General features: G+C 66.8%; 24 protein-coding genes. 13 read left to right on the top strand and 11 right to left on the bottom strand.

Translation table 11 applies throughout. The features are described 5' to 3' along the window. Positions 1-52 precede the first annotated feature (52 nt). Entirely contained in the window at positions 53-448 is a 396-nt protein-coding gene (locus D3D01_RS06345; protein ID WP_121511616.1) for a universal stress protein, read from the top strand. Between the two features lie 56 nt (positions 449-504). On the opposite strand, the gene psmB is transcribed toward D3D01_RS06345, so the two are convergent. The 3 genes from psmB to pth2 form a co-directional block, all read right to left on the bottom strand. Further along, entirely contained in the window at positions 505-1,197 is a 693-nt protein-coding gene (psmB, locus tag D3D01_RS06340; protein ID WP_121511615.1) for an archaeal proteasome endopeptidase complex subunit beta, read from the bottom strand. Next, positions 1,197-1,931 (bottom strand): archaeal proteasome endopeptidase complex subunit alpha, encoded by a 735-nt coding sequence (psmA, locus tag D3D01_RS06335; RefSeq protein WP_121511614.1) that lies wholly within the window; start codon positions 1,929-1,931, stop codon positions 1,197-1,199. Before psmA ends, psmB begins: the two co-directional genes overlap by 1 nt. Positions 1,932-2,000: 69 nt before the next feature. Continuing rightward, positions 2,001-2,339, bottom strand: coding sequence for a peptidyl-tRNA hydrolase Pth2 (gene pth2 / locus D3D01_RS06330; RefSeq protein ID WP_101350712.1), 339 nt, complete (start codon positions 2,337-2,339; stop codon positions 2,001-2,003). Between the two features lie 98 nt (positions 2,340-2,437). Here pth2 and D3D01_RS06325 point away from each other — a divergent pair, with 98 nt between their 5' ends. From D3D01_RS06325 to D3D01_RS06310, 4 genes are all read left to right on the top strand, one after another. Further along, a complete protein-coding gene (locus D3D01_RS06325) occupies positions 2,438-3,160 on the top strand; it encodes a YIP1 family protein (protein WP_233563244.1) in 723 nt (240 codons plus the stop codon). Between the two features lie 106 nt (positions 3,161-3,266). Next, positions 3,267-3,854, top strand: a complete 588-nt coding sequence (gene dcd / locus D3D01_RS06320) for a dCTP deaminase (RefSeq protein WP_101350714.1) — start codon at positions 3,267-3,269, stop codon at positions 3,852-3,854. Further along, the gene (locus D3D01_RS06315) at positions 3,855-4,751 is read left to right on the top strand and encodes a thiamine-phosphate synthase family protein (protein ID WP_121511612.1); all 897 of its coding nucleotides are present in this window, start codon (positions 3,855-3,857) and stop codon (positions 4,749-4,751) included. After that, a complete protein-coding gene (locus D3D01_RS06310) occupies positions 4,748-5,398 on the top strand; it encodes a class I SAM-dependent methyltransferase (protein WP_121511611.1) in 651 nt (216 codons plus the stop codon). Before D3D01_RS06315 ends, D3D01_RS06310 begins: the two co-directional genes overlap by 4 nt. 18 nt (positions 5,399-5,416) lie before the next feature. On the opposite strand, the gene D3D01_RS06305 is transcribed toward D3D01_RS06310, so the two are convergent. The 6 genes from D3D01_RS06305 to D3D01_RS06280 all read right to left on the bottom strand — a co-directional run bounded on the left by D3D01_RS06305 (position 5,417) and on the right by D3D01_RS06280 (position 10,201). Then, the gene (locus tag D3D01_RS06305; protein ID WP_121511610.1) at positions 5,417-6,178 is read right to left on the bottom strand and encodes a DUF7001 family protein; all 762 of its coding nucleotides are present in this window, start codon (positions 6,176-6,178) and stop codon (positions 5,417-5,419) included. A gap of 183 nt (positions 6,179-6,361) precedes the next feature. Beyond that, on the bottom strand, positions 6,362-6,847 hold the full coding sequence (locus D3D01_RS06300; RefSeq protein ID WP_121511609.1) for an HTH domain-containing protein: 486 nt from the start codon (positions 6,845-6,847) through the stop codon (positions 6,362-6,364). A 130-nt stretch (positions 6,848-6,977) separates the two neighbouring features. Continuing rightward, positions 6,978-7,910 carry a sulfide-dependent adenosine diphosphate thiazole synthase gene (locus tag D3D01_RS06295; protein WP_058994571.1) on the bottom strand — a complete coding sequence of 311 codons (933 nt, stop codon included), beginning with the start codon at positions 7,908-7,910 and terminating at the stop codon, positions 6,978-6,980. Positions 7,911-8,000: 90 nt separating this feature from the next. Then, positions 8,001-8,789: a hypothetical protein gene (locus D3D01_RS06290; RefSeq protein WP_121511608.1), complete on the bottom strand. Its 789-nt coding sequence runs from the start codon at positions 8,787-8,789 to the stop codon at positions 8,001-8,003. 77 nt (positions 8,790-8,866) lie between these two features. Continuing rightward, positions 8,867-9,325 carry a hypothetical protein gene (locus tag D3D01_RS06285; protein ID WP_121511607.1) on the bottom strand — a complete coding sequence of 153 codons (459 nt, stop codon included), beginning with the start codon at positions 9,323-9,325 and terminating at the stop codon, positions 8,867-8,869. A 231-nt stretch (positions 9,326-9,556) separates the two neighbouring features. Continuing rightward, the gene (locus tag D3D01_RS06280; RefSeq protein ID WP_101350721.1) at positions 9,557-10,201 is read right to left on the bottom strand and encodes a helix-turn-helix domain-containing protein; all 645 of its coding nucleotides are present in this window, start codon (positions 10,199-10,201) and stop codon (positions 9,557-9,559) included. Positions 10,202-10,282: 81 nt separating this feature from the next. Here D3D01_RS06280 and hutU point away from each other — a divergent pair, with 81 nt between their 5' ends. From hutU to hutH, 4 genes are read left to right on the top strand one after another with little or no spacing between them, the layout of a single operon-like run. Then, the gene (gene hutU / locus D3D01_RS06275; RefSeq protein ID WP_121511606.1) at positions 10,283-12,031 is read left to right on the top strand and encodes a urocanate hydratase; all 1,749 of its coding nucleotides are present in this window, start codon (positions 10,283-10,285) and stop codon (positions 12,029-12,031) included. Next, positions 12,028-12,951 (top strand): formimidoylglutamase, encoded by a 924-nt coding sequence (gene hutG / locus D3D01_RS06270; RefSeq protein WP_121511605.1) that lies wholly within the window; start codon positions 12,028-12,030, stop codon positions 12,949-12,951. The genes hutU and hutG overlap by 4 nt, the downstream gene beginning before the upstream one ends. Next, positions 12,948-14,210 (top strand): imidazolonepropionase, encoded by a 1,263-nt coding sequence (gene hutI / locus D3D01_RS06265; RefSeq protein WP_121511604.1) that lies wholly within the window; start codon positions 12,948-12,950, stop codon positions 14,208-14,210. The genes hutG and hutI overlap by 4 nt, the downstream gene beginning before the upstream one ends. Then, a complete protein-coding gene (gene hutH / locus D3D01_RS06260; RefSeq protein ID WP_121511603.1) occupies positions 14,207-15,781 on the top strand; it encodes a histidine ammonia-lyase in 1,575 nt (524 codons plus the stop codon). The genes hutI and hutH overlap by 4 nt, the downstream gene beginning before the upstream one ends. 7 nt (positions 15,782-15,788) lie before the next feature. Here hutH and D3D01_RS06255 read toward each other — a convergent pair whose 3' ends face one another. Both D3D01_RS06255 and D3D01_RS06250 read right to left on the bottom strand, forming a co-directional pair. Next, complete coding sequence (locus D3D01_RS06255) at positions 15,789-18,341, bottom strand: AAA family ATPase (protein WP_121511602.1); 2,553 nt, start codon at positions 18,339-18,341, stop codon at positions 15,789-15,791. Beyond that, complete coding sequence (locus tag D3D01_RS06250) at positions 18,338-19,087, bottom strand: 4-phosphopantoate--beta-alanine ligase (protein WP_121511601.1); 750 nt, start codon at positions 19,085-19,087, stop codon at positions 18,338-18,340. Before D3D01_RS06250 ends, D3D01_RS06255 begins: the two co-directional genes overlap by 4 nt. Positions 19,088-19,221: 134 nt before the next feature. Here D3D01_RS06250 and D3D01_RS06245 point away from each other — a divergent pair, with 134 nt between their 5' ends. The 4 genes from D3D01_RS06245 to mfnA all read left to right on the top strand — a co-directional run bounded on the left by D3D01_RS06245 (position 19,222) and on the right by mfnA (position 24,711). Beyond that, positions 19,222-20,133 carry a PhzF family phenazine biosynthesis protein gene (locus tag D3D01_RS06245; protein ID WP_121511600.1) on the top strand — a complete coding sequence of 304 codons (912 nt, stop codon included), beginning with the start codon at positions 19,222-19,224 and terminating at the stop codon, positions 20,131-20,133. Between the two features lie 121 nt (positions 20,134-20,254). Further along, positions 20,255-22,564 (top strand): phosphoenolpyruvate synthase, encoded by a 2,310-nt coding sequence (ppsA, locus tag D3D01_RS06240; protein ID WP_121511599.1) that lies wholly within the window; start codon positions 20,255-20,257, stop codon positions 22,562-22,564. A gap of 55 nt (positions 22,565-22,619) precedes the next feature. After that, positions 22,620-23,522 carry a chemotaxis protein CheY gene (locus D3D01_RS06235; RefSeq protein ID WP_121511598.1) on the top strand — a complete coding sequence of 301 codons (903 nt, stop codon included), beginning with the start codon at positions 22,620-22,622 and terminating at the stop codon, positions 23,520-23,522. A gap of 136 nt (positions 23,523-23,658) precedes the next feature. Continuing rightward, positions 23,659-24,711: a tyrosine decarboxylase MfnA gene (mfnA, locus tag D3D01_RS06230; protein ID WP_121511597.1), complete on the top strand. Its 1,053-nt coding sequence runs from the start codon at positions 23,659-23,661 to the stop codon at positions 24,709-24,711. Positions 24,712-24,741 lie beyond the last annotated feature (30 nt).

The raw sequence follows: 24,741 nt of genomic DNA, 5'->3' as shown, positions 1-24,741 counted from the left end.
AGTCCGTGACAATAAGACACACACTTATCATGATGGGTGACGGACATCTCGTATGCAGACCTTCGTGCTCGCGACGAACTCGGAGACAGTCAGCGAAACGCTGTGTTCGTACCTCGAAGGGGTCCTCGACCCCGACGACAGCGTCTACGCGGTCAACTCACAGCGCGGCGGCGACAGCACGTCGTCGGCGGCGGTCGCCGACGGGAAGGCCGCGCTCGAAGTCGTCTCGGACCGGCTGGGCGGCCAGGTGTCCGTCGAGACCTACCAGATAATCCGGGGCAACAGCCCCGCGACGGATATCTTCGACATCGCGGCGGAGGTCGACGCCGACGAACTCGTCATCGGCGTCCGCAAGCGGAGTCAGACCGACCGGCTCATCTTCGGCAGCGTCGCACAGGACATCATGCGGCAGTCGGAGTACCCGATGCGGGTCGTGCCACGAGACTGAGCTGCAACTGCCGGGAACAACGGACCGCAAAGAAACCGAAAACCGAGGGAGCCGAGCTATTCGGCCGACTCGTAGTCGTCGAAGGCGTCGATTTCGACGCCCTCGTCGGTGATCTCGGCGATGACGACGCCGTTGCCGGAGCCGGTGTCGCGCTCGGCCGCGGCGTTGACCGCGCGGATGGCAAGCGAGCGCGCCTCGTCGAGGGTCATCTCGGGGTCGTACTGCCCTTCGATGGTCCCCGTCGCGACCATCGTCCCGGAGCCGGTGACGGTGTAGTCGTCTTCCAGCACGCCGCCGGCCGGGTCGACGCTGTAGACGTGGCTGCCCTCTTCGTCGACGCCGCCCACGATGGGGTTGATGGCGAAGTACGGGCCGCCGCGGGCGAAGTTGCCCGCGAGCGTCGCCAGCGCGTGAATCGAGAGCGGTTCGTCGCGGCGCACCTCGTAGAGGTCCGCCTCCGCGCGCAGCGAGCGGATGAACGACTGGGCCCCGCCGACGCTGCCGACCAGCGTCATCGCGGCTGTCGGGTGAATCTGCTCGACCTTCGTGACCTGCTTGTTCGAGACGAAACGGCCGCCGAGCGACGCGCGCCGGTCCGTGGCGATGATGACGCCGTCCTCGGTCGAGAGGCCGACGGTCGTGGTCCCGGTCTTGACGACGTTCTCCTCGTCGCGGCCCTCGCTCTCGTTGGGGAGGGTCCCGACCTCGGGCTCGTAGGCGTCGGTCAGCCGGTTCTCGGGGTCGTACATCAGTTCTCACCTCCGAGTTCGAACTCTTCGAGGCGCTCGGCGATGTCGTCTTCCGAGAGCTTCTCGAACTGTTCGGTCTCCACGTCGATGGTGGCGATGTCGACGCCCGTGGCGTCGAGGCCTTCCTCGTTGACCGACGCGAGCGCCCGGAGCGCGAGTTCGATGCCGCTTTCGAGGTCCATCTCCTCGGCGTACTCGTCTTCGAGGAACGACTGGATGTCCTCGCGCGAGCCGCCGATGGCGACGGCCTGCCACTCGTAGGGCGTCCCCGACGGGTCCGTCTCGAAGAGGCGCGGTTCGCCGTCCTCGATACCGGCGACCAGCAGCGCGACACCGAACGGGCGCGCGCCGCCGGTCTGGGTGTACTGCTGAATGTAGTCTGTGATCTCCTTCGTCAGCGACTCGACGGAAGCCGGCTCGTCGTAGCGCAGGCGGTTGACCTGGGCCTGACGACGAGCTACGTCGATGAGCTGGCGCGCGTCGGCCACGTGGCCGGCGCTGGCCACGCCGACGTGGGAGTCAATCTCGTGAATCTTCTCGATGCTGTCGCGCTCGATGAGCGGCGACCGGGCGTGGCGGTCGGCGGCGATGACCACGCCGTCCTCGGTACGGACCCCGACGCTGGCGGTTCCGCGCTTGACGGCTTCTCGTGCGTACTCGACCTGATAGAGGCGTCCGTCCGGGGAGAAGATGGTAATCCCGCGGTCGTAGGCCTGTTGTTCGTTTCCTTGCATGATGTATCGTGTTGTTGTTCACCTGAGGTTAGGGTTGCTCTTATATAACCGTATCGCGGGCCGCTGCCCTCAGAACAGCGGCAGGTCGCCGGTGACGCGGTCCACCAGCTCGTCCTCGGCGGGGCCGACGGCGAGCGCCGTGACGGTTCCCGGGTCGAGCTGTGTGCGGCCGGCGTCCCGGACGACCGCATGCGGCAGGCCTTCGCGCTCGGCCACGTCCGCGAGTTCGAACAGCTCGGACTCGCTCGTGGCTTTCAGGACGACTTTCTTCTGGCCCGCGCCCTTCCAGGCTTTCCGGGGTTTCGGGCCGGCGTCCTCGTAGGCCGACAGCGAGGCGTGGGCAACCTGGGCGGCGAGCTTGCCCTCGCCCATGCCGATGTCGGCCCGTGCGACGATAGCCTGCTTCATATGCTTACATGGCCACCCGTACTTAAACTCCCGTCGGACTCCCTCCACGGTTGCACATACCACAGAGTACATACGCCGTGGCCGAGCACACCCCGGAGATGCCCTCCACCGTCCAGACCGTCCTCCTGTACCCCGGGACGTTCTTCGAGCAGCGACGCGACGACCTCGGCGGCGTCCGCGGGGCGGGGCTCGCGCTCGGCGCTGCCGTGGCCCTGACGGCCGTCGTCGGACTCGCGCTCCGCCTGTTTGCCGCCCAGTTCACCGCGACCACCGAGATAGACAACCCCGTGCGCCCGCCCGACCAGTTCTGCGAGGACGACGGCGTCGCCGGGATAACCCCCTCGGGCTGTGACGAACCGGCGACACAGACTGTCGAAGTCGGGTCGCTCATCTGGGACCAGGCTGCCGAGATACTCCCCGCTGTACTCGTCGGCCTCGTCGTCGTCTGGTTCGGCCTCGCCGTCTCCCTGTACGTCGGCGCGAAAATCGCCGGCGGCTCGGCCGGGTTCGGGCCGACGCTGGAGGTGACGGGCTGGGGCCTGCTCCCCTCGGTCGTCGGCGCTGCCGTCGGCGGGGCGGCGCTCGTCGGGTTCGCCGCCCGAGCGGATTTCGCCGCCACCTCGCCACAGGTGCTGCTCGAACAGGTCCGGACCTTACAGACCGGCCTCTCCGGGCTCACCTTCCTCGCGATACAGGTCGGCACCGCGGCCTGGCAGGCGTACGTGTGGGCCAGCGGCCTCCGCGTCGTCCACGGAATCAGCAGGTACGCCGCAGTCGCCGTCGCCGTCGTCGCCGCGACGCTACCAGTAACAGTCGCCTGATACCGTCGGCTGGTCGGGAGTGCTCGGTGACGACTATCACGAAACCGGTGCGGCCACCGTTACGAGAACCGGGAGGTTTAGGCCCGCGGCCGCAAACGCCACTCTCATGATACTCTCAGATGCGGATATTCTCCGACGGCTGGAGCAGGGTGACCTCGTCGTCGAGCCGCTCGACGACCCGGACATCCAGATTCAGCCGGCCAGTGTCGACCTCCGTCTCGGCCGGGAATTCCTGGAGTTCCAGCACGCCAACATCCCCTGTATTCATCCGAACTCCGAGGACGAAGTCGCAGACTACGTCGAGGAAACCATCATCGAGGAGGGCGGGGAGTTCATCCTCCACCCCGGCGACTTCGTACTGGGGACAACCCACGAGCGCGTCGCCATCCCCGACGACCTCATCGCCCACGTCGAGGGGCGCTCGTCGCTGGGCCGGCTGGCGATTGTGGTGCATGCGACCGCCGGACTCTGTGACCCCGGCTACGAGGGACAGATCACGCTCGAACTGTCGAACCTCGGCACCGCGCCGGTCGCGCTGACGCCCGGTATGCGGATCTCACAGCTCACCTTCACGGAACTCAAGACACCCGCCGACCGCCCGTACGGGGCCGAACGCGGCTCGAAGTACCAAGGCCAGTCCGGACCGCAGGCCAGCAAGATACAGGGGGACCGCGAGTTCGGAGGCGACCAATAGATGCGGTTCATCGAGGAGATCGTCGTCGACGACTTTCTGCCGACGTTTCGCTCGCTGCTGGCCGACGCTCTCAGGGAGCGCGGGCTGACACAGTCCGAAGTCGCCGACCTGCTGGGAATCAGCCAGAGTGCGGTCTCGAAGTACGTCCACGGCGACGTGGCGCGTCAGGAGGACTTGCTGGCCCACCGCGGGCTGGAAGAGTTGGTCGAGCGGCTGGCCGACGGGCTGGCTGACGGCGATATGAGTCCAGTACAAGCGCTGGTCGAAACGGAGGTGTTCATCCGCGAACTCGAACAGGGCGGCGTGCTGGCGCAGATACACGAGGACGCCGTCCCGGAACTGGGCGACTACGACGACGAGTTCGCCGTCCACGACCCGGACTCGCAGCTGCGCTCGGCCGAGCGGACGCTCGCGTCGGTGCGGCGCGGACTCAGTGTGTTGGAAAACACCAGCGGGTTCGCGACGCTCATCCCGGCGGTCGGGTCGAACCTCGTCCAGTGTCTCCCCGACGCCGAGAGCATCGAGGACGTGGCCGCCGTCCCGGGGCGGATTCTCGACGTGAAAGGGCGGGCAACGATTCCGGCAGACCCGGAGTTCGGCGTCAGCGAACACGTCGCGACGCTGTTGCTGGCGGCGCGGACCGCCGGGAGCGACGCCCGCGCGGTGTTGAACGTCCGGTACGACGACGGCGTCGTGGCCGCGCTGCGAGAGGCGGGCCGGACCGTCGTCGAGTTCGACGCCGAGGAGCGCGTCGAACCAGCCGTCGCAGCCGCGCTGGCCGACGACCCGGGCGTCGACGTGCTCTATCACACCGGCGCGATGGGAATCGAGCCGGTGGTGTACCTGCTCGGGGACGACGCCGTCTCGGTCGCTGAAACGGCCCGCGAAATCCTGTGACCGACGCGCAGTCGTTCTACGGCCGGTGGGCGCGGGTGTACGACTGGATAGCGAATGCACCCGGTGTGACGGCATGGCGCGACAGGACGGCGGAGGCGCTGGCGCTCGCACCCGGCGACACCGTCGTGGAAATGGGCTGTGGCACGGGCGCGAACGTCCCTCACCTCCGCGAGCGAGTCGGGCCGGCGGGTCGAGTCGTCGGCATCGACGTGACGCGGGAAATGCTCGACCGTGCAGGCGAACGGCGCAGGAGAACCGGTGAAGGCGTCCACTACGTGCAGGCCGATGCCGCTCGCCCCCCAGTTCGAGCGGCTGATGCTGTGCTTGCGACGTTCGTCGCCGGCATCTTCGAGGATCCCGCGGCAGCGGTCGATGCGTGGTGTGACAGCGTCGCCCCCGGCGGCCGTGTCGCCCTGCTGAACTTCCAGCGGAGTCCCAGCGCCCTCGCCACGCCGCTGAACCTCGCGTTCGAGGGGTTCGTCCGGCTCTCAGCGCCGGGGACGCGGCTGTCGCGGCGGTCACACGCCAGCGCGTTCGAGCGGCGGGTCCGGGCGGCCCGGGAGCGACTCACCGAACTGACCGTCGACAGGCGCTACGAGGCGCTCGCCGAGGGATACCTCGGCCTGCTGAGCGGGACTGTGCCCTGACGGGCGCGGGCCGAACCGCTACGGTCGGTACCGTTCAGCGTGCGCCGGACAGAACTCGGGCTTCCGTAGCTGTGCAGCGACGACGCCGGGCTGGCGGTGGGGGTTGTGGAGCCGACAGGTCTCCTCGTCACAGAACGCCTCGCCCGTGTCGAGGTAGTGGTACGCCTGCAGGACGTAGCCCTTGAGCGCCTCGGTGGTCCGCGGGTCGTCCTCGACGAGAAACTCCCCCTCGACCTCGTTTTCGAGCATCTCGCGGGGCGGCGTACCGCCGGAGAGCAGGGCGTGTTTCTGCTGTTCCTTGTAGTACTGCTCGGGCTTTGCGGGGGCCTCGTACAGCCCCGGCACGGAGACGACCGCGGGCTGGCCGAGGACGTGCACGCGCTTGTGCCAGCGGCCGTCGTGGTCGCCCCAGGTCCCGACGACGCGGTCCAACAGCGGGACGTGGAGGTGGTCCAGCGACCGCTCGGACTCGGGGAGTCGCTCGTGGAGCGCCCGCTGGACGGCCAGCCCGTCGTAGATGACGCCGCCGGCCCGCTCGGGCGACTCTATGGCTCGCTCCTCGTAGCGGACGATGCCGAGCATCGTGTTCCCGGTCTCGCGATCGTACGGCGAGAGCACCCGCGCCTCCGCGAACGACTCCGCCAGGTCCGAATCGCCATGCAACGAGAGAAACCGGTCCCGGACGGAGACAGTGGCCTCGACCCGTGCGTCGAGCCAGTCGGCGATCGCGTCGGCGTCGACGACCGCCGTCGGGGCGCGGTACAGCGTGACGGACTTCATTGTATTAGCCAGTGGTATCGTTGGGTAATACCATTTGTGTCTCGGAGACCCCCGCGCATTGAGACGGCGAACTGAAGAATCAGAGCGAACGGGTCGATGCGGCGCTACCGGTGAGAGACAGCCACCTACCGCAGTGCTGGCCAGAACCGCCGCGGACAGTCTGTGACGTTCCAGTGGCGAGCACTACTTCGGTTCGTGCGGGAGTGCCGTCGGGTCCGCAGTGAGCGCGTCGATGCAGTCCGTGACCGACCATGTGGTTTCCCCGTCAGTACACGGGTATACCCCGACCAGATCGTCGTCCGCGTAGACGGCGACGGCTATCATCGGGAGTCGCAGCACCTCCGTACTGCCGCCGACGAGTAACGACGAGGTCCGCGTCTCAAAGGGCGGTCGGAGACTCAGTCCTCGTCTGGTCGCCCACTGTTCGTATCTGTCGACAGTCGCAAGCATCTCTCCATGCTCGCTCCGCTGGGACACGGGAATTTCCTCGGGCCACGTCTGAATATCGAAGTCATTGATAACTCCCGTTGCGGCGAGTTCTGTGAACCGGTCGATCGCTGTCGTTCGAGGGCCACAGACCGGTCGCCGACTCCAGAGCTGGACCGCGATCTCGCCGCCGACTGGCTCGTCAGACCCGTGGTTGTCGCTCCGCTGCATCTCTTCAGGCATTGATTGTCAATCACTAACAGAACTATCGCACGGTTGTATAATTGTTTGTATTAATGCGATATTATGGCCTGAATGGATTACTGAAACGTATAAAAGATGGGTTTTTAAAACCAGTGACGTGGGAGGGGATTCAGTCGTCAGCCGGGGTTGCGTCGCGACTCGTGACGTCGACCGGCTCGGCATCGACTTCAAGCTCATCAAGCGCGACCTGCGCCGCGCGCTTGCCAGAGACGAGCATCGCGCCGAACGTCGGGCCCATGCGCGGGAGGCCGTAGGTCGTCGCGGTGGCCATGCCGGTGACGACGAGGCCGTCGTGGGCGAGGCCTGTGTGTTCGACGACAGCGTCTTCGCTCTCGCCGACCCACATAGAGTCGTGGCCGGGTGAGTCGTGGCCAGGCGCACCGTAGGTGTCGTCGTCGGTCTGGTCCATGCCGCTGGCTTCGTCTTCGAGGCCCGGCGCGTTGAGGACGCCGCGCTCGTCGAGTTTCTTGACGGCCATCGCGTCGTGGCCGGTCGCGTCGATGACGAGGTCGGCCTCGACGGCGATTGGGTCGACGCAGGTGATTTCGCGGGGTAGCGCGTGGACCGGCGTCCAGTTCATGACGATGCCTCCGACACGGTGGTCCTCGCGGATGACGATGTCGGTGAACTCCGTCATGTTCTGCATCTTCGCGCCGGCGTCGCAGGCGGCCTTGATAAGGCCCGAGCAGGCCTCAGGCCCGTTGGCGACGTACAGCCCCTCGCTGTCTTTGGACTGTTTGTGGTCGACGTCGAGTTCGTCGAGCACCTGCTGGGCCGGGTCGCGGACAGTGACCTTGTTCATCAGGAAGCCACCGAGCCAGAAACCGCCGCCGAGGTAGTTGTTCTTCTCGACGACCATCACCTGCACGCCGCGCTCGGCGAGTTCTTTCGCGGCCATCAGCCCCGAGGGGCCGCCGCCGACGATAATCACGTCGGAGTCCGAGAAGTCCATGAACTCCTCGGTCCACTCCTGCCCGATGGCGCGTGTGACTTCCGCCTCGCCGACGTCGCTGAACTGTTCGAATGAGTCGGAATCGCTCATACCACTTAGTGATATTTTGCGGTGATACATAGTCGTTCTGATGCAGACACCAGTCGCTGTCCGCACAGTAGCAGGAGAAAAGACCCGCCGTCAGCCCCAGGCACTCAGTCCAGTGACGGTCAGTACGTCCGTACCGCCATCGGGCTGGCAGACGGCCCACCGTGAGCTGTCCGCGTTTTCGGGGAACAGGTGCTCAGGGACCAGCGGCATCGGCACGGGCGGGTAGCCGCCGCGCCGCATCGCTGTCGGACCGGGGAACCGTTCGATTACGTCGCCGCCGGCTGTCACCTCGAACTGCCCGTTATCCGCCCGGCGGTAGGCGTGCTGGAAGGCGTGGCGACCGGCCTCGGCGAGCAAGTCGACGTGTTCGAGAACTGCGATCACCTCCGTCCCGACGCCGAGTTCGAGTCTGGGCCGACCCTGATCAACTCTGACTTCGCGCCACTGGAGGTCACTGGCGGGGGCTCGCGCACAGGCGTAGGTTCCATCTGAGAGCGGGACGCGGTCGGGGCCATTGTAGAACTGCCGGCCGTCAGGGCCGTCGGCGGCGAGACAGGCGGGCTCACCCAGGATGGTAGCGACCATCTGTGTCAGTGTCGTTCCCATCGCCTCCGTCGACGGGACCACGAACAGGCAGTCCCGGCCCTCCCGAACCGCGTCGACGAACCGGGGAATGAGTCCATCGGGGCCGACGTTGGCTTCGGTCAGCGGCTCGATAGCGACGGGGCGCGGGTCTGTGGCATCCACGAGACCGACCGCGTCGTCGTTCGGCGTCGCGAGCGCGGGCGGTCCGCCGCTATCGTCACGCACCGCCACATCGTAGCCGGCCCGCTCACACAGCGAGACGCCGTGGTCTCGGACTGATGGGTAGATGAGCATTCGTCATCTATACGGGCGCTTCCCGCTTGAACCCTCGCCCCTGATAGCGGGGTGTTGCGTGGGCTATCGGACCCTGCTCAGGTAGTCGCGGTAGCAGCCAGCGACGAGAGCGTATCGGTGGTCCGTAGGTTCTCAATAGTGCAGTACCACGCCCCTCGGAGGCCGTGCTGGTCGTTCTCGACAGGACTTCCGAGCGGTACGAGGTCGGCCAGTTCGAACACTACGACATCGTCCGTCTCCGAGAACGGGTCGATGAGGGCGGCCCAATCGTCAGCGTCCATCGGTCCCGGGCCGCCACGGGTCTGCTCCGTTCTGGCGGTCACCGGAGCGTAGTGCGTGACCGCCGATACCGGGGCAGTCCGGTAGAACGCCATGTAGTCGAGCGGTTCTGTCGTTCGGTCATACGACTCCGGAGACGGGTAGAAACCCTGCCGACAGCGTTCGAACGTCTCCGTCTGCGCGGCGACAACACAGACCCTGGCCTCGCCGGGTGCGTCGTCGGCCGGCGTGTCGTCGGTAAAGCGGTCGAGGTCCATACTCGGCCCTTCGCCCGGACACGGAAATACACCCCGCCAGCGGCAGCAGGACACTGATGTGGACGCAGACCTGCATTACTGCTATGGCACAGCTACTCGTCTGCCAGCAGTGTGACACCGGCTTCGAGTATGACGCGACGGCGTTCAGCGCGACGTGTCCGGACTGCGGGCATCGATACCATCCCCGAACAGGGTGCTGCTAGGACAGCGTATTGGTCGCACCCGCCGTCGCTACAGGTACCCCACCAGCGCGTCGGCCAGTTTCTTTTCGGCGCGCCGCAGGTGGTCCTCCGCAGTTCGGCGCTGGACACCAACACGGTCCGCAATAGCCGCCGTCGTCGTCCCGCGCGGCAGTTCGTAATACCCCTGCTCGTATGCCGTCAGGAACACCTCGCGCTGGCGTGGCGAGAGCGACGGGACCACGTCGCCAACGGTCACCAGCGGCGCGTCGGGCGTCAGTGATCCGACCTCGCGTTTCGACTCGACAGTGACCTCGAACGCCGACGCTAATGACCGGTACACCGCCGACAGCGCCTCGGAACTGAGCCCCAGCGCTCGAACGAGCTTGTGCCCCTCCGCGTACCGAAGTGGCGGCACGAGCAGACACCCCTCGTCGGCCAGATAGTGCTCGACGGTATCCGCTAAGTGTACCTTCAGACACGCCTCTGTGACCAGAACCTGCCCGTCATCTGTTTCGAGGCGCTCGGCGACGCCGACAGTCTCACGGACCTGCTCGACGACCGGCCCGACATCCCCTCCGCGGACGTAGAGGAGGTCGCTGTGGTCGGTACACCACAGCTCGATTCGCGTGCCCGTCCCGTCGGTCGCCGCCTCGTAGGCCCCGTCACCGGCCACCCGGAACACCGCCTCGTACATAGCAACCAATACACACATACATATAAAAACAGTTCCGCAAGGAGGGCCTCTGCTATCACACTCGGGCGCAAACAGGAGGGTATGACACAGCAGTCTGGCCCAGACACCGGCCACGACGTCGGGACGCCCTCAGAACAGTGGCGCGAGTACCAGGGTGCGCCCACCGGCACTGATATCGAGTGTGAAGGGTGGCGACAGGAGGCCGCGCTACGGATGCTGAACAACAACCTCGACCCCGACGTCGCCGAGCAGCCCGAAAAGCTGGTCGTGTACGGCGGAACCGGGCGTGCGGCCCGGTCATGGAACGCCTACGACGCCATCGTCGACGAACTCCGCGAACTCGGTGCTACCGAAACTCTCCTCGTCCAGAGCGGCAAGCCGGTCGGTCGATTCAAAACCCACGAGAAAGCCCCCCGCGTCCTCATCGCGAACTCGAACCTCGTCGGCAAGTGGGACACCTGGGAGCACTTCCACGAACTCGAAGCAAAGGGACAGATCATGTACGGCCAGATGACCGCCGGTTCGTGGGCCTACATCGGCACGCAGGGCATCATCCAGGGGACCTACGAGACGCTGGCCGCACTTGCCCGGAAACACTACCCAGAGAACGACGGCCTTCGCGGGAAGATTGTCGTCACCGGCGGTCTCGGCGGAATGGGCGGTGCGCAGCCGCTCGCGGTGACGATGAACCACGGCGTCTGTATCGCGGCCGAAGTCGACGCGGACCGTATCGACCGGCGCATCGAGACGGGGTACTGCCAGGAGAAAACCGACGAGCTCGCGACGGCCATCGAGCGCGCACAGGCGGCCGCGGCGAACGGTGAGCCCTACAGCGTCGGCGTCCACATGAACGCCGCCGACATGCTCGCGGAGATGTTGGACATGGGGTTCGTCCCCGATGTAGTGACCGACCAGACGAGCGCACACGACGAACTCGAAGGGTACTACCCCGCTGGCTACACTGTCGAGGACGCCGACCGGCTCCGCGAACGCGACCCCGAGACGTATGTCGCAGAGAGCCTCGATACGATGTCGCGACACGTCGATGGCATTCTGGAACTGCAGGACAGGGGAGCCATCGCCTTCGAGTACGGCAACAACATCCGTGGACAGGTCGAGGACCAGCGCGACCTCGACAGCGCGTTCGACTTCCCGGGGTTCGTTCCCGCGTACATCCGCCCGCTGTTCTGTGAAGGCAAGGGGCCGTTCCGCTGGGCCGCGCTCTCGGGCGACCCCGCGGACATCCATCGGACTGACGACGCAGTCAAGGAGCTGTTCCCGGAGAAGGACGACCTCCACCGCTGGATCGACCTCGCTCAGGAGCAGGTATCCTTCCAGGGGCTCCCCTCGCGAGTGTGCTGGCTTGGGTACGCGACCGAGGACGGGCTGACCGAGCGTGCCCGCCTCGCGCTCCGCATCAACGAACTCGTCGCTGACGGGGAGATTTCGGCACCCGTCGTCGTTACGCGGGACCATCTGGATGCCGGGAGCGTGGCCTCGCCGAACCGGGAAACCGAGGCGATGAAAGACGGCACTGACGCCGTCGCCGACTGGCCGATCCTGAACGCCCTGCTGAACTGTGCCGCCGGCGCGGACATCGTCAGCGTCCACGACGGCGGCGGCGTCGGCATCGGCAGCTCCCTGCACACGAACAACCACGTCGTCCTCGACGGGTCTGATCTCGCAGCCGAGAAGGCCCGCCGTGTGTTCACGACCGACCCCGGGATGGGTGTTATTCGCCACGTCGACGCCGGCTACGAGGTCGCACAGGAGATGACCGACCAAAACGATGTCGCGGTCCCGATGCGTGACCGCAACCGCGACCGATGACTGACCTGACAGCCCCGTCGCCGTGGACCGGCCCCTCCGGCGACCCAAACGACGAGCAGTTCGGCGACATCGTCGAGACGGCCACGCTCGCGACCGCGTCTGAGTACGACGCTGTACTGGTGGGAGAGCCGTACGATAGGGCCGTCATCGGACGGTCGGGCGCGCGTGCTGGCCCTGCGGCCCTCCGGCGCGAACTCGGTGGAACAAAGACCCATCACGTCGAACGCGGGCCGGTACACGCAGTCGCCGACCTCGGCGATATTGAGATTCCGGCCGGCGGTGTCGAACGGGTCCAGAACGCTGTCCGCTCGATGACGGCTGAGATTCACGCAGCGGGCGCAGTGCCGGTGTTTCTCGGTGGCGACAACTCGCTGACGTTCCCGAACGCCGCGCCGCTGGTGGCTCACGAAACGGTCGGCGCAGTCAGCTTCGACGCCCACCTCGATTGCCGCGCCGTTCGGGACGAGCCGACGAGCGGGACGCCGTACCGGCAGCTGCACGATGCAGGCCTCAACGCACTGGCCGTTGTCGGCGCGCGCCACTTCGAAACCTCGACGGCGTACCACGACTACCTCGCCGAGCAGGGCGGGACAGTCCTGCCGCCGGCGTCGGTGGCCGGTGATCCAGCCGGCGCGGTGGACGACGCGCTCGACGCGCTTGGTGACGTAGACGCCGTCTATGTTAGCTTAGACCTCGACGTGCTCGACGCCACAGCCGCGCCGGGCGTGAGCGCGCCGACGCCGGGCGGCCTCTCGACACGGGAACTGTTCCGGATGCTGTGCCGCGTGGGGTCCGACGACCGTATCGCCGGCTTCGAGGTGGTCGAGTGCGCGCCGCCGCTGGACGCCGGGAACCGGACCGCCCGCGCCGGTGCCCGCGCCGTCGCACACTTCCTCAGTGGCCTGGGAGGTGACCGATGACAACCCTCGATGCGGTGGTCTACGGCGCGTCCGAACTCGTCGCCGGCCCGGCGGCGGACAGCCGCGGCCTAGAAGCATATGAGGACGGCGCAGTCGCCATCGTGGACGGCACGGTCGCGGCTGTCGGTCCGACGGCGGACGTAACCGCCGAATACCCGCCGGAGAGCGCCAACCACGCTGTCGACGCCGGCGGTCAGGCCGTCGTTCCGGGCTTCGTCGACCCCCACACCCACGCGCTGTTCGCCGGCGACCGCTCGGACGAGTTCGCCGCCAAACTGCGCGGGAAGTCCTATCAGGACATCCTCGCAGAGGGCGGCGGCATCCTCCGAACGGTCCGGGCGGTCAGGGACGCCGACGAGGAAACGCTGCTGTCGAACCTGCTGGCCCATCTCGACACCATGCTCGCCCACGGGACGACGACAGTCGAGGTGAAGTCCGGCTACGGGCTCGACACGGAGACAGAGCTACAGATGCTCCGAGTTATCGACAGCGCTGACGCGGTCCATCCCGTCGACGTGGTCCCGACATTCATGGGCGCACACGCGGTCCCCGAGGGGTGGGACACCGACGACTACACCGCGGCGGTCGTCGACGAGCAGGTTCCAGCGGTCGAGTCACAGGGCATCGCCGAGTTCTGCGACGTGTTCTGTGAGGAGGGCGTCTTCTCGGTCGCGCAGTCCCGACGGGTCCTCGAAGCAGGCGCAGCTGCCGGGCTGACGCCGAAGGTCCACGCCGAAGAACTGGCCCACATCGGCGGGACGCAGCTGGCGGCGGACGTGGGCGCGGCCAGTGCTGACCACCTCCTGCACGCGACCGGCGAAGACATTGACGCGCTTGTCGACGCTGGCGTGACGCCGGTGTTGCTTCCCGGGACAGCGTTCGGTCTCGGCGCAGCGTACGCGGACGCGACGGCGTTCCGCGACCGGGGTGCGCCCGTCGCGGTGGCGACGGACTTCAATCCGAACTGCCACAGCCACAGCATGGGCTTTGCGCTGTCGCTGGCCTGCGTCGAGATGGGACTGACGCCGGCCGAAGCGCTGGTCGCTGGGACGAGCCACGCCGCGCTCGCACTGAACAGGACCGGCGGACTTGGGACGCTTCGTGCGGGTGCGCCCGGTGACGTTGTCGTCCTTGCCGCGCCGAGTCACGTCCACATACCCTACCAGTACGGGACCAACGTCGTCGACACTGTCCTGAAAGACGGCTCAGTCGTCAGCACCCCAACGCATGAGTCATACGACCGGGGGGTCAACCCATGACCGCCGAAGTTGTCCTCGACGGCGAGTCGCTCACGCCCGCCGACGTGGTCGCCGTCGCCCGGAGCGGCGCGACCGTCACGGTTGCCGAAACCGCTCGCGAGCGAATCCGTGAGTCCCGCGAACGCGTCGAGAGCGTGCTGGACAGCGGCGAGGCGGTGTACGGCGTCACTACCGGCTTCGGCGATCTCGTCGACGAGCGCATCCCACACGCGGACCTCGACGACCTCCAGCGGAACCTCCTGCGGAGCCACGCCGCCGCTGTCGGCCGGGAGTTGACGACTGCGGAGGTCCGGGCGATGCTGGTCACGCGAGCGAACACGCTGGCGAAGGGGTATTCCGGCATCCGCGAGTCCGTCGTCGATCTGCTGGTGGCGATGCTCGACGCTGGTGTCCACCCGGTCGTCCCATCGCGAGGCAGTCTCGGTGCGAGCGGTGACCTCGCTCCGCTCGCCCACATGTCGCTGGTACTCATCGGCGAAGGCGAAGCCGAGGTCGGGGGGGACCGACTCCCCGGCGACGAGGCACTCGACGCAGCCGGCCTCGAACCGGTGACGCTCCGGGCCAAGGAGGGGTTGGCGCTCATCAACGGGACGCAACTGACCGTCGGCGTGGCCGCGCTCCTCCTCACCGACGCCGAGCGACTGGTCACTGTCGCCGACATCGCTGGTGCGCTCACGACGGAGGTGACTCTCTCTTCGACAGTACCCTCACACGAAGCCATCACCGCCGTCCGGCCCCACGCCGGCCAGGCCGCAAGCGCGCGAAACGTCCGGCGACTGACGGCTGACTCCGACGTGGTCGAGTCCCACCGAAACTGTGACCGCGTACAGGACGCCTACGCGATGCGCTGTCTGCCGCAGGTCCACGGCGCGGTCCGCGACGCCGTCGCCCACCTCCGGGAGGCCGTCGAGGTGGAACTCAACAGCGCGACCGACAATCCACTGGTATTCCCCCGCGAAGCGGTGGGGGACCGGGCCTCCGGCTCCGACAGCGCGGGCGTGCTGTCCGGCGGGAACTTCCATGGCGCGGTACTCGCCATGCGCCTCGACTATCTGACGAACGCGCTCACCGAACTCGCGGCCATCTCGGAGCGCCGGACGGACCGGATGCTCAATCCGAATCTGCAGGAGCCACACCTCCCGCCGTTTCTCACCGAGCGAAGCGGCGTCCGGTCGGGCTACATGATCGCACAGTACACCGCTGCCGCACTGTTGAACGAATGTCGGTCCTTTGGCCGGCCCTCGATGGACAACACGCCCGTCAGCGGCAATCAGGAGGACCACGTCAGCATGAGCGCGCAGTCGGCCTATCTGGCCCGAAACGCGGCCCGAAACGCCGCCGCGATTCTCGGCGTCGAGCTGTGCTGTGGGGCACAGGCCGCTGATTTCGTCGACGATGCCCTCGAACTGGGCGTCGGTTCGGCCGAGGCCTACGACGCCGTCCGTGCAGTGGTCCCGAAGCTGACCACAGACCGACCGGTCCACGAGGACATTGAGGCCGCGGGCGCGCTTGTCGAGTCACCGGCCTTCACCGAGCGGGTTGCTGCGGCCCTCGACGAGGAGCTAGAGTGAGCCGTCCTCAGGGCCCGAGCCCCAGGTCCGCGGTGCCCTCAGCCCCCTGATAGCGGTCGCGGTCGTCCCAGTCGGCAATACTCGAATGCGTTTCCCAGACGGCGGTTTCGAGGTGCGCCTGCGTTATGTCCGAGCCGTCTCGCAAGGCGTGACGCGCCGCGTCCTCGGCGACGAGTTCGAGGTCGCTGGCGGCGTAGCCAGCCGTCGGCTCGACGATGGCGTTCCAGTCGATGTCGCCGGCGACGGGTCGGTCCTGTAGATGAATTTCCAGAATCTGTCTTCGAGCCTCGGCATCCGGCGGCGGGACCTCCACGCGCTCGTCGAAGCGGCCGGAGCGCCGGAGCGCCGCGTCGATGTCCTCGACGAAGTTCGTCGCGGCGACCACGACGATGTCCTCGGCCGCCGCGCCTTCGAGTTCGGTGAGCAGCTGATTGACCAGCTGTTGCTCGCTCGTGTTCATCGAGCCGCGTCGCGAGCCAGCGATACCGTCGATCTCGTCGATGAACAGCACGCAGGGAGCGTTCGCGCGGGCCACCTCGAACACCTCGGCGACGTTGCGGGCCGGCTCGCCCATCCACTTGCTCGTCACGTCTGCCGGGCTGATTTCGACGAAACTGTGGCCGAGTTCGCCCGCGAGCGCACCGGCGAGGTGGGTTTTTCCGCAGCCGGGCGGGCCGTACAGCAACAGTCCGGACAGCACGTCGATGCCGTACTCGGCGTAGGCGTCGGCGTTCGCCAGTGGGTCGAGGACCGTGTCTTCGAGCCGCTCCTTCAGTTCGCCCATGCCGCCCACGTCTGCGAAGTCGCGTCCGGGGTCAGTCTCGACGAGCGAGCTGGCCTGCAGGTCGACGCCGTCGGGCTGGACGACGCCGTTTTCCGCGACCATCTCGGGGTCGACCCAGTCCGGGATGCTGGTGTCGGTCTCCGCGGCGGCCTGCAGCAAGTGGTTCGTCCCGATGGGGGCGTCCGCCCGCAGTGCCTTGCGGGCGGCGTCCTCCGCGAGGAGTTCGATGTCGCTGGCGGCGAAGCCGGCGGTCTCCTCGACGACTGGGTCCAAATCGATGTCGTCGGCCGTCGGCCGGCCGGCGAGGTGAATCTCGAGAATCTGTTTTCGCGCCTGCGGGTCCGGCGGCGGGACTTCCACCCGCTCGTCGAACCGCCCCGAGCGGCGGATGGCGTCATCCACGTCTTCGACGAGGTTCGTCGCGCCGAGCACCACCACGTCCTCGTCGGCGATACCCTCTAGTTCGGTCAGCAGTTGGTTGACCAGTTGCTGCTCGCTGCTGTTCATGTTGCTATCGCCGTCACGCGCGCCAGCGATGCCGTCGATTTCGTCGATAAAGAGGATACACGGGGCGTTCGCGCGGGCAATCTGGAACAGCTCCTCGACCTTCTGTGCGGGTTCGCCCATGTACTTGCTGGTCACGTCGGCGGGCGTGACCTCGATGAAGGCATGGTCGACCTCGCCCGCAAGCGCGCCGGCGACGTGGGTTTTCCCGCACCCGGGCGGGCCGTGCAACAGGACGCCGTTGACGACACCGATGCCGTACTCCTCGAAGGCACTCGGGTCCTGCAGCGGCCGGACGACCTTGTGGTTGAGCGTCTCCAGTAGCTCTGACATCCCGCCCACGTCGGCGAAGCTTCGGGACGGGTTCGGGTCGACCAGCCCGTCGGCCTCCATGTCGACGCCGTCGGGCTGGACCACCGTCCCATCGTCCGAGGGTCGCTCGCGGTTTATCGAGGGCGCGCCGTCGGCCCGGCCCGGGTCGGTATCGCCGCTCGTCTCGGCCGAGCCGGAGTCGTCGGACTGGTCGATCCGCTCCCGAATGTTCCGTTCGAGCCGGTCGGGGTTGACCTCGTAGCCGTACTCGGCCAGCCGTCGGGGTTCGGCGCTCAAAAACTCCGCGAGCCAGCCGTGGCGTTTGAGGTCCTCGGTTGAGGCGTCCGGGTCACGGAACGTGACGAGCTTGACATCCGTGCTGTCAGGCGAGTGGTACTCGGCGAGCCAGAAGGGGAGGTAGAGCCGGTCGACGGCGGTCACGCCGTCGAACCCGTCGGGGTCGAAATCACCGGGCAGGCCGTAGGACTCGCGCAGCTTCCGGAGGAACACGTTCGCCGCGCCCGAGGCGGAGTCGTGGCGCTGTTCGCGGTACTCCGCGACACGCTGGGGCAGTAGCGACCGGGCGTCGTCGTCGGTGACCTGGAACTGCAACAGGACCGAGCGACCGAGCGCCGGGTCGCTACGGCCGAAGTCGTAGTCGCTGGTCGCCCGCCGGACCACCGCGTCGGTGTCGTCGACGTACTGGGCGACGGCCCGGTCGTTGTCCGCCCAGAGGCCGTCGAGAAACGCCGTCTCGGATTTGCTCGTCGTGCCGAACAGTCTGCCCTCGCCGGTCTCGTACTCGTAGTCGACCTTGAACACCGGATAGAACACTCGGTGGAGCCGTTCGAGTCGCTCGGTATCGCCGAAGGCCGTCATCGTCCGCTGGTCGAGCGTCTCTCTGACGGCCTCCTCGTCGGGGACCCGCCGGTCGGCGTAGATGTACGGCGGCAAGCTCATTCGAGGTCGCCCTCCCGAATCCGCCGCTCGGCGGCGGTCAGGGCGCTGTCGGCGTCGAACGTGTCGATAGCGTCCTGCTGGGCGGCCGGGTCGCCGCGGAGGTCACGGGCATGCTCGGTGATGTTCGGTATCGCGCGAATGATGTTGTCGATGATGGGGACCGCCGCCACCTCTGCCGAGCGGCTCTGAGGGTTGAGGTCAATGACCAGTTCCGTCTTCCCCATCTCGCCCAGCGCCTCGGCGCGGTCGCCGTCCTCCAGCGGGACGAGCACCACGTCCGCCGCGCCGATGCCGTCGGCGTCGACCTTCGCGCGCTCGTGGTCGAGGCCGGGGATGCGCCCGTCGGCGGTCAGCCCCTTCACGTCTGTCGCGCCGTGTTCGCGGAGGTACTCGGCGATGGCCTCGATGCGCTCCTCGGTTCGGTTGAACAGGTTCACTTCGAGGTCAGCGCCGGTCACTTCGGCCAGCTCGACGAGTTCGCCGGGCACGAGGGCAGCGGCGTTGCCGTTGACCGAGATGACGGCGTGGTCGGCGGACAGGAGGTGTGCCGCGGCGGCGTGCTCGGCGGCGTCGGCGCTGTCGATAGTGTGCTCGCCCAGCAGGTAGTCGAAGGCCTCGCCACGGCCCTGGGCGATGAGGCCCTGTCGGGAGGTGATTCCGCGGTCGACGCCCGCCTCGATCCGGTGGCGGGTCAAAAGCGACTCGTAGCGGGGGTGGCTCTCAGGGAGGTCGACGTCATCGCTCATGCGTTCCAGTGATACCTCCCTGTACTAAAGTCGTCCGTCAGGGGTGCGTCCCGGTCATCGACGCATGTCTCACCACCGGACGGCCACGGCTAGCTCCGGAAAAGGTTATCTGCGGGTCAGCACAACTCCGTGCCATGGATACCCGACAGGCGCTGCTTGTCGACGCGTTCGCTGCGGAGCCGACGGCCGGCACACCGACCGGCGTAGTGCCCGATGCCGACGGACTGACTGCAGACCAGATGCGGGCCGTCGCCAGCGAACTGGGGGCCGCCGAGACAGCGTTCGTCTTGCCGGCGGAAGACACCGACCGCCAACTTCTCTGTTTCTCGCCGACCGAGGAACTGGCACAGGCGGAGACGGCAGTGGTCGCCGCGCACGCAGCGCTCTCCGAGCGTGGTGAAATCAGCGACGGCGAGTGGACGGTCGCTACCGCCGCCGGCGAAGTCGCTGTCGAGACAAAACAGAACGGGATGGTCTGGGTCGAACAGGGCCGGGCCGATATCACCGAAGTCGACCTCCCCTACGGTGATGTCGCGGACGCGCTCGGTCTCGACGAAGCCACGCTCAAAGACGTGGGCGCGGATCTCCCGCTCGTGACGGCCGACACGGGCGAGCCGTGGCTCATGGTCCCAGTCAACTACTTCGAGCATCTGAGCGCTCTCAGCGTTGACGTGGCCACCGTCGCCTCGCTCTGTGACCACTTGGACGCAGCCGGCGTGTATCCGTTCACGTTCGATACCGTCGGTGCCGACGCGACGCGCCGGTCGACGTTCCACGGACGCGCTTTCCGAGCGGGGAGCCGGACCGAGGAACCGGTGACCGCGGCGGCGTCAGGGGCCTGTGCGGCGTTTGTCCGCCGATACGGCGCGCTTGATGACACTATCGAGCAGATTATCGCTGAGGGCGGGCACTTCCGTGACAGACCCGGGACGGTATCAGTCGATACTGACGGAACCGAGGTGTGGGTCGGCGGGCGCGCTGTCACTGCACTGAACGGCACAGTGACCGTCCCCGCTGTCGACGACGACGACATCATCGAGGCGTGACCACGCAACCGCACCGGCGGCGTGACTGCCTAATTCACTCGAAATCGAGTGAAGAGCGGCCGCATCACTGGCTGTAACCGGAACTTCCTTAATTGTCGTTGGAGATGGTACGAGTGAGTCCATGCCAACACTGTGGCTCGATGAAATCGGTGCCGACGACCTGGCGCGGGTCGGCGGCAAGGCGGCGTCTCTCGGAGAACTGACCGGAGCGGACCTGCCCGTTCCGTCGGCGTTCGTCGTTACCGCCGACACGTATCGGTCGTTCATCGAAGCAACTGGAATCGACGAGCCGTTATTCGAGGCCGTCGATGTCGACAGCGACGACTCGCAGGCGCTGGCCGAGGCGGCTGAACGCGCCCAGGAGTTGATCCTAGAGACCGACACCCCGCCGTCGGTCCGCGAGGACCTGCTGGCCGCCTACGACGAGATGGGGGACGAGGACGTGGCGGTGCGGTCCTCGGCGACCGCGGAGGACCTCCCGGACGCCTCCTTCGCGGGCCAGCAGGACACGTACCTGAACGTCTCGCGTGCAGACCTCCTGCAGCGAGTCAAGGAGTGCTGGGCGTCGCTTTTCACCCAGCGGGCCATCTACTACCGCAACGAGAACGACTTCGCCCACGACGCCGTGGACATCGCCGTCGTCGTCCAGCAGATGGTCGACGCGGAGAAATCGGGCGTCATGTTCACCAGCCACCCCTCGACCGGTGGTCCGACGGCCATCATCGAAGCTGCTTGGGGACTGGGTGAAGCGGTCGTCTCCGGCGCGGTCTCGCCCGACAACTACCTTATCGACCGCGAGACGGGGACCATCGACGAGGTGACCGTCGCCGACAAGAAGGTGATGTGTGTACGGGGCGATGACGGCGAGACCATCGAACGCTCCGTTCCCGAAGAGAAGCGCAACGAACGAGTCCTCTCCGACGAGGAGATACACCGACTCCAGGAGGTCGGCGAGCGCGTCGAGGACCACTACGACACTCCACAGGACGTGGAGTGGGCAGTCTACGAGGGCGAGGTGTATCTGCTCCAGTCCCGCCCGATTACTACCATCGACGACCCCGAAGGAAGCGCCGGCTCGGCCAACGAAGCCGAGAGTCAGCCGCCGGGGGCGCAGTCGGGCGTCGCCGACGGTGGGGCGATGGAGAGCCAGTCGGAGTCGGTCCGGCTCTCCGGCATCGGCTCCGCGCCGGGCCGGGTCACTGGCGTCGTCCGTATCGTCGACAAGCTCGACAACCTCGACAAGGTCGAGGACGGCGACATCATCGTCGCCGAAATGACCACGCCGGACATGGTACCGGCGATGAAACGGGCAAACGGCATCATCACCGACGAAGGCGGGATGACAAGCCACGCGGCCATCGTCTCCCGCGAACTCGGCGTCCCGGCCGTCGTCGGCGCAGAGGACGCGACACAGAAGCTCCGTGACGGCGAGACGGTCACGCTCGACGGCGACAAGGGCACAGTCGAGAAAGGGGCCAAGGTCCCGGAGACGAGCGAAGACGAGGACGACGCCGGGGCGGTCGAGGGACACTCGCCGGTCAAGCCGATGACCGGAACGGAAGTCAAGGTCAACGTCTCCATTCCGGAGGCCGCCGAGCGGGCCGCCGCGACGGGGGCCGACGGCGTCGGCCTGCTGCGAATCGAGCACATGATTCTCTCGACGGACAAGACGCCCGCCCGCTACGTCGAGGACCACGGCGAGCGCGCCTACGTCGACGAAATCGTCGAGGGCGTCCGCTCGGTCGCCGAGGCGTTCTACCCGCGGCCGGTACGGGTCCGCACGCTCGATGCCCCCTCCGACGAGTTCCGCCAGCTCCAGGGCGGCGAGGACGAACCCAGCGAACACAACCCGATGCTGGGCTACCGGGGCATCCGGCGCTCGCTCGACCGGCCAGGCGAGTTCAAGCTCGAACTCCGCGCGTTCGAGCGCCTGTACGACCTCGGTTACGACAACGTCGAGCTGATGCTGCCGCTCGTGACCGACGCCGAGGACATCCTGCGGGCGAAGTCGCTGATGCAGGAGGTCGGCATTGACCCCGAGAAGCGCGACTGGGGTGTCATGGTCGAGACGCCGGCGAGCGCGCTGTCCATCGAGGAAATCTGTGACGCCGGCATCGACTTCGTCTCCTTCGGGACGAACGACCTCACCCAGTACACGCTGGCCGTCGACCGCAACAACGGCAACGTCGCCGACCGATTCGACGAACTCCACCCGGCCGTCCTCGAACTCATGCGCCAGGTCATCGGGACCTGCCGCGAGCACGACGTGTCGACGAGCATCTGCGGACAGGCCGCCTCGAAGCCACAGATGGTCGACTTCCTCGTCGACGAGGGAGTCACCTCCATCTCGCCGAACATCGACGCTGTGCGTGACGTACAACACGAGGTCAAGCGCGTCGAACAGCGCCTGTTGCTGGAATCGGTCCGCTGAGGCCGCCGCCTGACGTAGCCAGCAGGTTTTTTTGCGCCGTTCGCCTCGTTGCGGTATGGCACCCGAATCGACGCCGGAAGCCAAGAGTATCAGCTCCGGCGTGTCGTACATCCCATTCGGCATCCCTGGGCTGGACGGACAGGTCCGCGGGATTCCGACCGGGAGCACGGTCCTGCTGGCGGGGGCCTCCGACGCGGGAGGCGACGCCTTCACGTACACCAGCCTCGCCACGCTGATGCTCGCGAAACACCGCCCGGAAATGGTTCCGAACGGCATCGCCCGGCGCAGCGAGGCAATTCCAGAGTCGGTGACCTACATCACGCTCTCGCACGACCGCGAGCACGTCTACAGCGAACTCGACGCCGTGCTCGACGGCTACCAGTTCGATACGCTCACCGATAACATGGCCGTCGCCGATTTCTCCCAGCGGTTTATGGAGCTGTTGCCAGTCCCCGAAGCGCTGTTCGATGCCCGCCGGAGCGACGCCGAAATCGAACAGCCCGACGCGGAGCCGCCGGAGCGAGAGCCTGCTGTGGAGACGTTCGAGAAACTTCTCTCCGATATCAGCGACCGGGTGAGCGACGCCGCAGAGACGCTCATCGTTATCGACTCGCTGACCGACCTCGAACGGGCGACGGAGTTCGGCCTGCCCCAGAACCACGAAATCGCGTTCCTGATGGGGCTTCGGGAGGCGGTCGTCAACTGGGGGAACGTAGCCTTCGTCAAACTCGACCGACCCGCCGGCGACGTGCGGTCGGACGAACTCATTCACGGCCTCTTGCACGGCAGCGTTTACTTCTACTCCAATGACAAGGGGTTCGAGACGTATCGGACGATGCGGGTCGGCTCCTTCGGCGGCGCGCTCGATTCCGAGCGCCAGACTGTGTTCGAGTCGCTGATCGGTCCCACAGGCTTTCGCGCGAAGGCGACGAAGAAAATCGGGCCGTCGAACTGGTAAGTCGGCTGTGAAGCGCGCTCCCGGACCGAGTACGGGTGGGCCTACCGCCTAACTACCGTCAGGAAGAATAAACAGCAGACAACGGACACGCCCGAGCACAACGGCTAAACCACTCCCCCCTCTATACTGGCGATAGATGCTCCAGCGGGCAGAGCCACAGGACTTCGAGCGCGTCCTCTCGTCGATGTGTACCGTGCCACACCCGTCGGCACGCGAAGCGGCGGAACGCTTCCTCGCGACGAACCCCGGAGACCCGGGTACGTACGAGACCATCGCCGATCTGGAACGCGAGGCCGTCGACTATCTCGGCGAGATGACCGGCCTCTCGGACCCCGCGGGCTACGTCGCCTCGGGCGGGACAGAGGCGAACCTGCAGGCGATACGCATCGCCCGTAACCGCGCCGATACGGACGACCCAAACGTGGTCGCGCCCGTCCACGCGCACTTTTCATTCACGAAGGCCGCTGACGTGCTCGGGGTCAAGTTGCGGACTGCGCCGGCAACGGACTACCGTGTCAACATGGCGGCGATGTCGGAACTCGTCGACGAAGACACGGTGTGTGTCGTCGGCGTCGCCGGCTCGACCGAGTACGGCTACGTCGACCCGATTCCGGCCATCGCCGACCTCGCAGAAACGGTCGATGCCCTCTGTCACGTCGACGCCGCGTGGGGCGGCTTCTACCTTCCGTTCACCGACCACGACTGGCACTTCGGCCACGCGGACATCGACACGATGACCATTGACCCCCACAAGGTCGGGCAGGCGGCGGTTCCTGCCGGCGGACTGCTGGCTCGGGACCGGTCGCTGCTCGACGAACTCGCCGTCGAAACGCCGTATCTGGAATCGACGGACCAGCTCACGCTGACGGGGACGCGGTCGGGCGCTGGCGTGGCCTCGGCTGTCGCGGCGATGGAATCGCTGTGGCCGGCAGGCTACGAGCAACAGTACGAAACGTCGATGGCCAACGCCGACTGGCTGGCTGACCAGCTATCAGCGCGGGGCCACGACGTGGTCGGGCCCGAACTTCCGCTTGTCGCGGCCGACCTCTCGATGCCGATGACCGACGAACTGCGGGATCGCGGCTGGCGGGTCTCGAAGACCGGGGCCGGTGAGATGCGCGTCGTGTGTATGCCCCACGTCACGCGGTCGATGCTACGCTCATTTGTCGCGGATCTCGACTGGTACTGAGCCGCTGGCCTCGATTGGTACTGAATCGCT

It is taken from the genome of Haloarcula sp. Atlit-7R (assembly GCF_003666065.1).
GTDB lineage: Archaea > Halobacteriota > Halobacteria > Halobacteriales > Haloarculaceae > Haloarcula > Haloarcula taiwanensis.
This window is presented reverse-complemented; position numbering and strand designations above follow the sequence as displayed.

Coding starts and splice junctions, on each gene's coding strand:
- D3D01_RS06345 (WP_121511616.1), top strand. CDS start 53: ATGCAGACCTTCGTGCTCGCGACGAACTCGGAGACAGTCAGCGAAACG.
- psmB (WP_121511615.1), bottom strand. CDS start 1,197: ATGTACGACCCCGAGAACCGGCTGACCGACGCCTACGAGCCCGAGGTC.
- psmA (WP_121511614.1), bottom strand. CDS start 1,931: ATGCAAGGAAACGAACAACAGGCCTACGACCGCGGGATTACCATCTTC.
- pth2 (WP_101350712.1), bottom strand. CDS start 2,339: ATGAAGCAGGCTATCGTCGCACGGGCCGACATCGGCATGGGCGAGGGC.
- D3D01_RS06325 (WP_233563244.1), top strand. CDS start 2,438: ATGCCCTCCACCGTCCAGACCGTCCTCCTGTACCCCGGGACGTTCTTC.
- dcd (WP_101350714.1), top strand. CDS start 3,267: ATGATACTCTCAGATGCGGATATTCTCCGACGGCTGGAGCAGGGTGAC.
- D3D01_RS06315 (WP_121511612.1), top strand. CDS start 3,855: ATGCGGTTCATCGAGGAGATCGTCGTCGACGACTTTCTGCCGACGTTT.
- D3D01_RS06305 (WP_121511610.1), bottom strand. CDS start 6,178: ATGAAGTCCGTCACGCTGTACCGCGCCCCGACGGCGGTCGTCGACGCC.
- D3D01_RS06300 (WP_121511609.1), bottom strand. CDS start 6,847: ATGCCTGAAGAGATGCAGCGGAGCGACAACCACGGGTCTGACGAGCCA.
- D3D01_RS06295 (WP_058994571.1), bottom strand. CDS start 7,910: ATGAGCGATTCCGACTCATTCGAACAGTTCAGCGACGTCGGCGAGGCG.
- D3D01_RS06290 (WP_121511608.1), bottom strand. CDS start 8,789: ATGCTCATCTACCCATCAGTCCGAGACCACGGCGTCTCGCTGTGTGAG.
- D3D01_RS06285 (WP_121511607.1), bottom strand. CDS start 9,325: ATGGACCTCGACCGCTTTACCGACGACACGCCGGCCGACGACGCACCC.
- D3D01_RS06280 (WP_101350721.1), bottom strand. CDS start 10,201: ATGTACGAGGCGGTGTTCCGGGTGGCCGGTGACGGGGCCTACGAGGCG.
- hutU (WP_121511606.1), top strand. CDS start 10,283: ATGACACAGCAGTCTGGCCCAGACACCGGCCACGACGTCGGGACGCCC.
- hutG (WP_121511605.1), top strand. CDS start 12,028: ATGACTGACCTGACAGCCCCGTCGCCGTGGACCGGCCCCTCCGGCGAC.
- hutI (WP_121511604.1), top strand. CDS start 12,948: ATGACAACCCTCGATGCGGTGGTCTACGGCGCGTCCGAACTCGTCGCC.
- hutH (WP_121511603.1), top strand. CDS start 14,207: ATGACCGCCGAAGTTGTCCTCGACGGCGAGTCGCTCACGCCCGCCGAC.
- D3D01_RS06255 (WP_121511602.1), bottom strand. CDS start 18,341: ATGAGCTTGCCGCCGTACATCTACGCCGACCGGCGGGTCCCCGACGAG.
- D3D01_RS06250 (WP_121511601.1), bottom strand. CDS start 19,087: ATGAGCGATGACGTCGACCTCCCTGAGAGCCACCCCCGCTACGAGTCG.
- D3D01_RS06245 (WP_121511600.1), top strand. CDS start 19,222: ATGGATACCCGACAGGCGCTGCTTGTCGACGCGTTCGCTGCGGAGCCG.
- ppsA (WP_121511599.1), top strand. CDS start 20,255: ATGCCAACACTGTGGCTCGATGAAATCGGTGCCGACGACCTGGCGCGG.
- D3D01_RS06235 (WP_121511598.1), top strand. CDS start 22,620: ATGGCACCCGAATCGACGCCGGAAGCCAAGAGTATCAGCTCCGGCGTG.
- mfnA (WP_121511597.1), top strand. CDS start 23,659: ATGCTCCAGCGGGCAGAGCCACAGGACTTCGAGCGCGTCCTCTCGTCG.